Origin of the sequence: Alkaliphilus pronyensis, from assembly GCF_009017275.1 — a bacterium.
Taxonomy (GTDB): Bacteria; Bacillota; Clostridia; order Peptostreptococcales; family Natronincolaceae; genus Alkaliphilus_C; species Alkaliphilus_C pronyensis.
Map to the genome: position 1 here is coordinate 1 of NZ_WBZC01000082.1, position 11,023 is coordinate 11,023.

The following is an 11,023-nucleotide window of genomic DNA, read 5'->3' on the forward strand; positions in this document are numbered from 1 at the left end:
TTAAAATAGATTAACACTACGCAGCTAAATGAGGGGGATTTTACATGAAAGTAGGAAAATTACCAACAAGTCTGTTAAAGGAAGTGGTTTTCTCAGAGCTTACCAATAGGAGTGAAGAGGTGCTTGTTAGGCCTAGCACTGGAGAAGATTGTGCTGTTTTAGATTTTGATAAATATGTCTGTGTACTTAGCACAGACCCTATAACAGGAGCTGTAGAGGATATTGGAAAACTAGCAGTACATATCTCCTGTAATGATGTGGCTTCTAATGGACTACAGCCTATTGGAATAATGCTTACAATATTAGCTCCCACAAATACAACTAAAGAGGATATAAGGCAAGTGATGGTGGATGCAAATAAAGCAGCTACCTCCATTGGTGTTGAGATTATTGGAGGGCATACAGAAATAACCGATGCAGTAAATCGCATGGTAATTAGCACTACAGCTATTGGCAAGCAGTTAAAAAGCAAAATGATTTTAACAAAGGGAGCTAAAGCTGGAGATATAGTAGTTATGACAAAGCACGCGGCAATAGAGGGTGCTTCAATAATTGCAAAGGATTATTACCATAGGCTAAAGGGAAAAATGAATGATACCCAAATAAATAATGCAATTGCCTTTAGTGACCAGCTAAGTGTTGTTAAAGAAGGGGTTATAGCTGGTGAGTTTGGTGTTAATAGCATGCATGATGCAACAGAGGGAGGAGTTTTAGGAGCATTATGGGAGCTTGCAGAGGCTTCAAAGTTGGGAATAGAGGTTGATATAGAAAGAATACCGATAAAAGCAGAAACAAAAGCAATTTGCGAAATTATGGATATTAATCCCTATAGGCTAATATCCAGTGGGGTTATGATAATTACAGTGGATGAAGAAAAAGCCCAAGACTTAATAGAAATCCTTGAAAAAGAAGGTGTTGAAGCCACAAGGATAGGAAAAATTTTAAAGGAAAACCGTTTAATCAAGCAAGCTGGAAAAACCACCAATATGGAGGAACCAGATACAGATGAGCTATATAAAGTAATAGAAGGACACAAATAAAGCTTAGTGGGCCCTAGGGCCTGTTTTTTTATTAATTGTTTTTATTAGACCCATAATATTTAAGGATATTACAGCTGAGAGTCATTATTACAGGTTCATTACATATTGACGGGATATATTGAATTAACTGATTTAAAATGATATAAATAATATATATGTAACATTATGTACTTTTAAGTAAAAATATGTAATTTACATAGATTATTGATTAAAAATTCGCGAATCTGTACAACAATTAAGGAGGACAAACTATGCTTAAAAGGGTTCTAATGATTATTCTGATATTTTGCATATTTACACTTTCAATTACTTACGGTAGCCCAGCTACAACTATGAAAACTGTAACCATGACTATGGATGGAAAAAACATAAGCTTTAATACAGTGAACTTAAAATTGAATAATCAACTAATAGAATCAGACGTACCTCCTGTTTTACTTAATGACAGAACCCTTGTTCCACTAAGGGCTATTATTGAGAACATAGATGCAGAAATAGATTGGGATGGTGAAAAGAGAGAGGTTATAGTCAATACTGATGATAAAGAAATTGTACTAAAAATAGACAGCGACATAGCAAATGTAAATGGTGTAGAAAAATCACTACCTGATGGTGTTCCTGCCAAACTAATTAATAGTCGTACAATGGTACCCATTAGGTTTGTAGCAGAGGAAATAGGAATGGAGATAGAATGGGAAGCAGCCACATGGACAGTACTGTTAACAGAGGTAGCCACCACTAGCCCCGATTCCTCAGGAAATGAAAATACAGAAGAAGTCGAAGAAAATACTAATGAACAAGAGGAAGCCAATGACATAGAGGGCAAAGAGGTTGAGCTGGAGAATGTATATGTAACCAAAAAGGGATTACCTGAGGTTAGAATTAAGCTGTCACAAGAAGCCGACTATGATGAAATAAAACTAATTCAACCAACAAGGCTTGTATTTGATTTAAAGGATACAAAACTAACCCTACTTGGTGACCACTTTATTGAAAAGCAAAACATGTTGACAATTCCTGTCAATAAAGGTGGTATAAAGGAGTTAAGACTAGCACAGTTTAATAAAGACCCTTATGTAACAAGAGTTGTTTTAGAGGTGGAAAACAACGTAACCCATAGAGTTTACTTTGATAAGGAAACAAGTGAAATGGTAATAAGCTTTGTTAACTATGTTACAGAGATTAATACAGAAATCTACAATACAAAAGAAATAGTTGTGATTGAAGGAAATAATGTAGAGAACTATAATGTTATGAGACTAAGTAATCCAGAAAGATTAGTAGTAGATATTATGGATGCATACATAGATACACCAGATGGACATTATAGCATAAAGGTAGACGGAAGAGTAGCAAAAAACATTAGGGTTTCACAGTTTGTTCCCGATGATTTCTATGAGCCAGATGATAAAATTGTTAGAGTAGTAATAGACCTGCAGGATAAGGAGGAATATGAAGACTTTGATTTTGAAATAAAGGATAAATGCTTATGGGTTCATTTGGAAGGCAAGCCATACCAATCTATGACATATGAAGCAAAGGGCTTTACAAATTCAACCATAACATTCAAGGGTACAAATGTCACCCGTTATACTGTAAATCGTAATGGAAATTCAGATACCCTAGATATAATTGTACCAAAGAATAATATTAAGCCCGAGTACAGTAGTATAGAGATTAATGATTACTTAATAAAAAATATAACGGTAACTGATATATCTAAATCTAATTATCTTTTTCAAATAGAATTACATGAAGATGTAGAGCATCTTGTTGCATCAACACAAAAGGAGTCAAAAAACCTAGTAATTAACTTAAAAAACACCAATAAATATAAGGAGCTTCTGGTTGTGATTGATCCTGGCCACGGAGGCCAAGACCCTGGAGCATGTCCAAATATTTTAAAGGAATCTGACGTAGTTTTAGATATATCTCAACGTTTAAATAAGCTACTGACTGAGGAAGGCTTTAGGACATATATGACTAGAGATACTGATGTTAAAGTAGACCTAAGGGAACGGGCAGCAGTAGCCAATCAACTGGCGGCAGACTTATTTGTTAGTATACACGCCAATTCTGCACCAAATCCAGATGCAGATGGCATCGAAAATTTATATTATCCATCTGAGGAGTTTGCTGAGGATAACCGAGACAACAAACGATTGGCAGAAACCTTCCAAAAAACAATGGTGAAAATGTTAGATGCCACCAACAGGAGGCTACTACCAAAGGAAAAGATTGTTGTGTTACGAGAAACTAAAATGCCTTCTGTCCTTACAGAAGTAGGTTTTCTGTCAAATAAACAGGAAGAAGCAAAGCTAGCAACGGAAGAATATCGTCAAAAAGTGGCAGAAGCATTATTAGAATCAATTATTATATATTTTGAAGAAGGTAAAAAATAATAATTTAAAGACTAAGCCCAGTATCCGCCAGTATATAACATTACTATAGGTACTGGGTTTGGATATGTCTTTGTTTAAACAACTATTTGGTGTAGAATATACATTAATATAATGAAAAAGGAGGAGTTTAGATGGAGCTCATTCTAGGGTATTTGTTTATTTTTTTTGCTAGGGTAACTGATGTAAGTATGGCTACAGTAAGAATGATTATGGTGGTAAAAGGCAGAAGAATACAAGCAGCTATAATTGGCTTTTTTGAAATAATTATCTATATACTAGCAATTGGCAAGGTTCTAAGTGAAATAAATAATCCAATAAATCTGTTGGTTTATGCAACTGGCTTTGCTACAGGCAACTATCTAGGGGTTTTTCTTGAAGAAAAAATGGCACTAGGTAGCATTACTGCCCAGGTTATTACTGAACACGAGGTTATGAAGCTAGTGGATAAGCTAAGAAATGAAGGCTTTGGTGTAACAGTTATTGAAGGTTATGGTAGAAGCGGTATTAGGCATCTATTAAATGTGACATTACAAAGAAAAAAGCTTGCCACCTTTTATGATATCATCAATCAGCATGATGACCATGCATTTATTACTGTAATGGATGCCCGCTCAATTAGAGGTGGATATTTCACGGCCTTGAAAAAGAAATAATGAATAGTTCCCCTTATCCAATAATATAATTGTATAAAACAATTCCATATTTAAGGGATTTAGTTGAGGGGGACGTATTTTTATGAAAACCTACAAATGGAAACTATTTGCACTTGTACTATGTATGCTTGTATTATTAACCGCATGCGGAAATCCCTTTAGTATATTACTGGGGGAAGAGGATACAGATGTTAGTATTATAGTAGATCAGGGAAGCATGGATTCACAAGAAGATGGAATGCGTCAGACAATTCTCTATTATCGTGACCAATCAGGGTTAGTGGTTCCTATGATGAAGAATATACCGTGGGAAGAGGGTATTGCAAAGAGTGCTTTACGGCATTTAGTAGACGATCCCATGACAAGGGAAGACTTAGCTATAATTGGACTAGAACCAGTATTGCCAGAGGGTACTGAAATTTTGGGAATGTCAATAAATGACGGTCTATGTAAAGTTGACTTTAATGAGGGCTTGTATGCCTATGAAAATGATCTTCAGGAAACAGCAATCATTACATCTGTAGTCTACACCTTAACAGAGTTTCCTGCAATTGACAAGGTACAATTTATGGTGAATGGTGAAGAAATCAATCGCTTAAAATTTGGCACAGCTGTTAACCTTCCCTTTGAAAGAGAAAATATAAATTTAGCTCAGGAGATAACAGATAATGCGGTTCCTGTAGTTGTATATTACAAAGGAACAGTAAATGGTGAGGACGAATATTTTGTTCCTGTCACCAAAGGGGTAAATGCATTAAGTGCTGACATAAAGTCTGCATTAGTTGCACTATTAGAGGGGGCACCAGAGGGACTAGGGCTTTTCAGTGAGATTCCAGAGGGTGTAGCTGTCAACAATGTGTATATAAAGGATGGTATAGCCTACATTGATTTTACCGAAGAGATAAAACGGATACCAGACAATGAAAAGCTTCAACAGTCAATGATTTATGAAATCGGTCTAACCCTTAAAGAAATAGAACCCACTATAACACAGGTTAGGATACTTTCAGGGGGTGAAGAAATCCAGCTAGGATCAAATGTACAGCTTAACTTACCAGTTTTCTCAAATGTATATTAGCCTTATGAATCCGGGGAAACCCGGATTTTTATTAGTCTTTTAATTATACCTTATTCCATTTTGCGTTATTTTTATGAATGAAGATATTAGAAGCTGCAAACCCTAAAGCATAATAAATTTCCATAAATAATCACCAATAAAAGGAAAGTATGATACAATACATAGTAGTAGATAAAGAAATATTTTAAACATATATATAAAATGGAAAGGAAGATGTACAATGGCTAGAATTGATGGGAGAAGCTTTGATGAAGTTAGACCAGTTACCATTACACGTAACTATACTAAATATGCCCAAGGGTCTGTTCTTATTGAAATGGGTGAAACAAAAGTAATATGTACTGCTTCTATAGAAGAAAAAGTACCACCTTTTTTAAAAAATAGCGGTAAAGGCTGGATAACAGCAGAATATTCAATGCTACCTGCATCTACACAGGTAAGGAAAATTAGAGAATCCAGTAGAGGAAAGGTAGAAGGAAGAACTCAAGAAATACAAAGATTAATTGGTAGAGCTTTAAGATCAGTAATTGATTTAGAAGCCTTTGGAGAAAGAACCATATGGATAGATTGTGATGTAATACAAGCCGATGGAGGCACAAGGACTGCAGCTATAACTGGTGCCTTTGTTGCACTTGTAGATGCCCTATATCACTTAAAGTCAGCAGGACAAATTAGTAGGTTGCCATTAAAAAGCTATATATCAGCAATTAGTGTGGGTATTGTTGGAGAAAAGCCATTGCTTGACCTATGCTATCAAGAGGATTCTAATGCTAAGGTGGATATGAACATAGTTATGACAGATAAAAATGAATTTGTTGAAGTTCAAGGTACAGGAGAAGAAGCCCCCTTCTCAAAAGAAAGCCTATTAGAGCTAATGAGATTAGGTGAACTAGGAAATCAACATTTAATCAAACTGCAAAAAGAAGCATTAGGCAAGCTTGCAGATGAAATAGCAGCAGAGGGAGAATAGAAAGATATGAAAAAGGATAAACAGGTTGCAGTTATAGCTACAGGCAATTTACATAAACTAGATGAAATTAAAAAAATACTTACAGATTTTCCACTAGAAATAAAATCCATGAAGGATGTAGAATTAGATAATTTAGAAATTGTTGAAGATGGTAAAACCTTTGAGGAAAATGCACTAATTAAAGCAAGAATAGTTATGGAAAAGACAGGATGCCTGACTATTGCAGATGACTCAGGCCTTGAGGTGGACAGCCTTAATAATCAACCAGGAATTTACTCTGCAAGATTTGCTGGTGAACATGGAAATGATAATAAAAACAACCAAAAGCTTTTAGAAATGATGAAGGATATTCCAAAGGAAAATAGATCAGCCCGGTTTGTATGTGCTATGGCTGTTGTGTTCCCAAATAAAGAGGAGCTAGTATTAAGGGGAGAATGTGAGGGATATATAGGCCTTCAAGCTAAAGGTAGTAATGGATTTGGATACGATCCATTATTTATAGTACCACAATTCAACCTAACCTTTGCTGAGCTAGGAGAGGAAAAAAAGAATGAAATAAGCCATAGGGCAGTAGCATTACAAAAGCTTAAGCAGCTACTACAGATTAAGCTAAGGAGTGAGTAATTAAATGAAAAAGACGGTTTTAGTTATGGGGGATACTCACAGCCAATTTGAAGCCACAGAGGCTATAAACAAGCATATGAAGGATGTAGATTTAATACTCCATACAGGGGATAACTATAAAGACATAAATCATATTGAAGGTCTATATAACATAAAGATAATAGGTGTTAAGGGTAATTGCGATTGGTATGGTAAGGATGAAGAGATAGTATTAATAAATGATAAGAAAATCTTTATTTGTCATGGACATCAATATAATGTTAAGACAAGCTTAAACAATATCTTCTATAAGGGTAAAGAAATTAATGCAGATGTTGTAATCTTTGGTCATACCCATGTACCCTATTATATAAAGGAGAAGGATCTAATAGTCTTAAACCCAGGAAGCCTTTCATTTCCTAGAAATGGGTATCCAAAATCCTTCGCTATACTAGAAATTGATAAATCAATAGAGGTTGAGTTTATTAGCCTCTAAAAAACAAAAGATAATTGAAGATATTTAACGTAATATGAAGTATATTTAACACACTTAATGCTAATTATAATTGATAAATATTATTAATAGTTGACTCATCCCCCAAAAGCATTGTATACTAAATTTCGTTGTTAAAAATCCTTCAAAAGAATGAATTATTGACAACAGCCATGTAAAATGATATAATATTTAAATGTCGGGAAAAGCAGTATCAACCGATGCGGGTGTAGTTCAGTGGTAGAACTTCAGCCTTCCAAGCTGACCGCGAGGGTTCGATTCCCTTCACCCGCTCCATTTATGTGCCCATAGCTCAGCAGGATAGAGCAACGGCCTTCTAAGCCGTGTGTCCGGGGTTCGAATCCCTGTGGGCACGCCATAATATGAAATTTTGATGTTGGTATACAATATATGGTGGGTGTAGTCAAGTGGTTAAGACACAGGATTGTGGCTCCTGCACTCGTGGGTTCGAATCCCATCATCCACCCCAAAAAAGCAATTAGTAATTAGAAATGAGTAATTAGTATTGAGTAATGTAATTAGGCTTTTGGCTAGTTACTAATTCCTTATTACTTATTACTTATTACTTATTCCATTATATATATTGGGATATAGCCAAGTCGGTAAGGCAACGGACTTTGACTCCGTCATTCGCAGGTTCGAGTCCTGCTATCCCAGCCATAACACCCTTAGGGGTGAATGCGGGTGTGGCGGAATTGGCAGACGCACTAGACTTAGGATCTAGCGGTTTATCCGTGGGGGTTCAAGTCCCTCCACCCGCACCATACTTTATATCAGTAATCACTAACATCTATTAAGCGGAAGTGGCTCAGAGGTAGAGCATCGCCTTGCCAAGGCGAGGGTCGCGGGTTCGAATCCCGTCTTCCGCTCCATTTCATGCATAATTATAACAAAATACATTTGCGCCCTTAGCTCAGCTGGATAGAGTTGCAGACTTCGAATCTGAAGGTCGGGGGTTCGAATCCCTCAGGGCGTGCCAGAGGTAGTAAGACTTCTAGAGAATAATAATAATTCTTGGGGGTCTTTTTTGTTTTCTAAAACCTTTGTTGTTAAAAATACTAGTTTAATTCCATCATTGATTTGGGGGGCTTGTTATTATCCTAATTTTCCTTTAGATATACACATTGTTAAAGTATATATGTCAAAATGTGTCGACAAAAACCTAGAATTAATTAGCATTTTAAGCAGGAATATAATGTGAATTATTAGAATTTTATTAAAAATCCCTGAGTTATGCAAGGTGGTGATATGGTGGAATTAAAAGAAAAAGATATATTTGTAGCACATTTTAGAGACGTAGATAAAACAGTTCAAACAGTAAATGAGCATCTATTAGGGACTGCTAAGTTAGCTAGAAAATTTTCACAAAAAATCAATATGGGAGATTGGGGAGAATTAGTGGGACTACTTCATGATCTTGGCAAAGCAACTGATCTGTTTAATTACTATATTAAATCTAATATAGGCTTAATTAAACCTAGTGATAAGAATTACTATAAATCTGAACATAAGGTAGATCATATAAGTGCAGGTGCTCAATATATTTTCAATTCAAGTTTACAGGATGAAACAGTTAAAGCTATACTATCCTTATTAATATTATCTCATCATGGAGGACTAATAGATTGCATAACTCCTGCTGGTGATAATAATTTTTATTACAGAGTAAATAAAGATACTTTGGCAACTGGTTTAAACGAAGCCGTATTAAAATGCAAAGATGAAGTAATATTTAAAGCTGATAACATAATAAATTCAGATTTAATGACCCCTTTTTATGATCATATTAATAAGCTAAAGCAGTATAAGAATAAGAGCATAAAATACTTTAACCTAGGGCTTCTCATTAGATTTTTACTTAGCTGTTTGATAGATGCAGATAGGCAGGATACTGCTGATTTCGAGAACCCTCACCAGCTTAAAGGAAGGCAACATGGCGAATATTTAGATTGGAACTATCTATCAAGCCTATTAGATGATCATTTAGGTAATTTTCATATTAAGAGCAATGTAGATAATGTGCGGCAAGAAATATCCAGTAAATGCTTAGAATTTGCAAAAAATAAGAGAGGTATTTTTCAGCTAACTGTACCTACAGGTGGTGGTAAAACCCTATCAAGTCTTAGGTTCGCACTAAAACATGCAAGCAACAATAAAATGGAGAGAATTATTTATGTAGTACCCTTTACAACAATTATTGATCAGAATGCAGATACAGTGAGAAAGATTTTAGAAAAAGACTTAGAGGTAGGTACTGTAGTCTTGGAGCATCATTCAAACTTAACACCTGAGGAGGATACAGAAAGAACTAAGCTATTATCAGAAAATTGGGATGCGCCTATAGTTTTTACCACTATGGTACAGTTATTAGAAGCACTTTTCAATGGAGGAACAAGAAGCGTTCGTCGCATGCATCAATTAGCCAACTCAGTAATTATTTTTGATGAAATACAGTCATTAGATGTGAAAATGGTTCATATGTTTAACTCTGCTATTGAGTTTTTAGTTAATATATGCAACTCTTCAATAGTATTATGTACAGCTACACAGCCTCTTTTAAATAATATAGAGCCTAAGGAATACTCATTAACAATAAAAGAAAATCAAAAGATTATATCAAATGCAGGTGAAATACATAGAGTTCTTAAAAGAGTTGAAGTAAAGGACCTTACTAAGACAGGTGGTTGGCTTGATTGTGATATTGTAGATTTAGCGGTGGGGGAACTAAATAAAAATCAAAATGTCTTAGTAATAGTTAACACAAAAAAATCTGCTGTAAGACTTATGGCAAATATAGATACCGAAAAATATGAATCCTATCACCTCAGTACTGATATGTGTCCTAAACATAGAATGGACAAGCTTACTGAAATGATTACAAGATTAGAGAGACCTAAGAAAGCTAGCCAAAAGCCCATAATCTGTGTAAGCACTGCATTAATAGAAGCGGGAATTAATATTGATTTTGATGTAGTAATTAGATTTACAGCAGGACTAGACTCAATTGTGCAGGCTGCAGGTAGATGCAACCGAAATGGTCTTATGGACAAAAATGGAACCCTATATATTGTAAATCCAGCAGATGAAGATTTAACCATGCTGAAGGATATAAAAAAGGGAGCAGAGGAAACAGAAAGAGTACTAAGAGAGTATAAAAACAACCCTGAGTATTATGACAATGATATATTGAGTCCTAAAGCATTAGAGAGTTATTTTAAGTACTATTTTTATTCAAGAAAGAATGAAATGAGTTATTTTACTACTATAAAAAATTATGGAGTCAAAGATTCACTATATTCTCTTTTGTCAACTAATGAAAAATCAAAGAATGCTGTATGGGCAAAAAATAAGGATGAGAGAATAATACTCCCCTTTTCCTTTAAAAGTGCTGGAGATTATTTCAATGTAATAGATGGCTCAACACAAGGGGTAATTGTTCCCTATGGTGATGAGGGGAAAGAACTGATTAACAAACTTTGTGAGGTTTCTAGTTTTAAGGAGATATTTCAACTGCTTAAAGCATCACAGCAATTTTCAGTTAATTTGTTTACATACCAACTTAGATATTTAATTGATATGGAACTTATTGATGAGGTACAAAAAGGGCTTGGAATTTACTATTTAAAGAATTTGGCAAATTATGATTTGCTTTATGGCTTAGTTAAAGAACCAAGAATAAATGATGGAATTATTATTTGGTAGTGTTAAGTAACTTATGAAAATGTAAGGCTGATACTAGTGATAAGGAAAATCCACCATATAA

At 34.9% G+C, this 11,023-nt stretch carries 6 protein-coding genes, 7 tRNA genes and 1 pseudogene; all 14 read left to right on the plus strand.

Annotated features, from left to right (window positions below; genetic code table 11):
* Positions 1-44: 44 nt before the first annotated feature.
* Positions 45-1,040 (plus strand): AIR synthase family protein, encoded by a 996-nt coding sequence (locus F8154_RS14500; RefSeq protein WP_151862338.1) that lies wholly within the window; start codon positions 45-47, stop codon positions 1,038-1,040.
* Between the two features lie 251 nt (positions 1,041-1,291).
* The gene (locus F8154_RS14505) at positions 1,292-3,442 is read left to right on the plus strand and encodes an N-acetylmuramoyl-L-alanine amidase family protein (protein WP_151862339.1); all 2,151 of its coding nucleotides are present in this window, start codon (positions 1,292-1,294) and stop codon (positions 3,440-3,442) included.
* Between the two features lie 131 nt (positions 3,443-3,573).
* Positions 3,574-4,095: a DUF2179 domain-containing protein gene (locus F8154_RS14510; protein WP_151862340.1), complete on the plus strand. Its 522-nt coding sequence runs from the start codon at positions 3,574-3,576 to the stop codon at positions 4,093-4,095.
* A gap of 82 nt (positions 4,096-4,177) precedes the next feature.
* The gene (locus tag F8154_RS14515) at positions 4,178-5,173 is read left to right on the plus strand and encodes a GerMN domain-containing protein (RefSeq protein WP_151862341.1); all 996 of its coding nucleotides are present in this window, start codon (positions 4,178-4,180) and stop codon (positions 5,171-5,173) included.
* Positions 5,174-5,393: 220 nt separating this feature from the next.
* Positions 5,394-6,767: pseudogene (gene rph / locus F8154_RS15705) on the plus strand (ribonuclease PH).
* Positions 6,768-6,771: 4 nt separating this feature from the next.
* On the plus strand, positions 6,772-7,242 hold the full coding sequence (locus F8154_RS14530; RefSeq protein ID WP_151862344.1) for a metallophosphoesterase: 471 nt from the start codon (positions 6,772-6,774) through the stop codon (positions 7,240-7,242).
* 220 nt (positions 7,243-7,462) lie between these two features.
* Positions 7,463-7,536: transfer RNA gene (locus F8154_RS14535), tRNA-Gly, on the plus strand.
* Positions 7,537-7,541: 5 nt separating this feature from the next.
* Positions 7,542-7,618, plus strand: a tRNA-Arg gene (locus tag F8154_RS14540).
* Positions 7,619-7,653: 35 nt separating this feature from the next.
* Positions 7,654-7,729, plus strand: a tRNA-His gene (locus tag F8154_RS14545).
* 115 nt (positions 7,730-7,844) lie between these two features.
* Positions 7,845-7,920: transfer RNA gene (locus tag F8154_RS14550), tRNA-Gln, on the plus strand.
* Positions 7,921-7,940: 20 nt separating this feature from the next.
* Positions 7,941-8,024 (plus strand) — tRNA-Leu (locus F8154_RS14555).
* Positions 8,025-8,057: 33 nt separating this feature from the next.
* Positions 8,058-8,132 (plus strand) — tRNA-Gly (locus tag F8154_RS14560).
* A 30-nt stretch (positions 8,133-8,162) separates the two neighbouring features.
* A tRNA-Arg gene (locus F8154_RS14565) sits at positions 8,163-8,239 on the plus strand.
* 272 nt (positions 8,240-8,511) lie between these two features.
* A complete protein-coding gene (gene cas3 / locus F8154_RS14570; protein WP_207706902.1) occupies positions 8,512-10,962 on the plus strand; it encodes a CRISPR-associated helicase Cas3' in 2,451 nt (816 codons plus the stop codon).
* Positions 10,963-11,023: the final 61 nt, after the last annotated feature.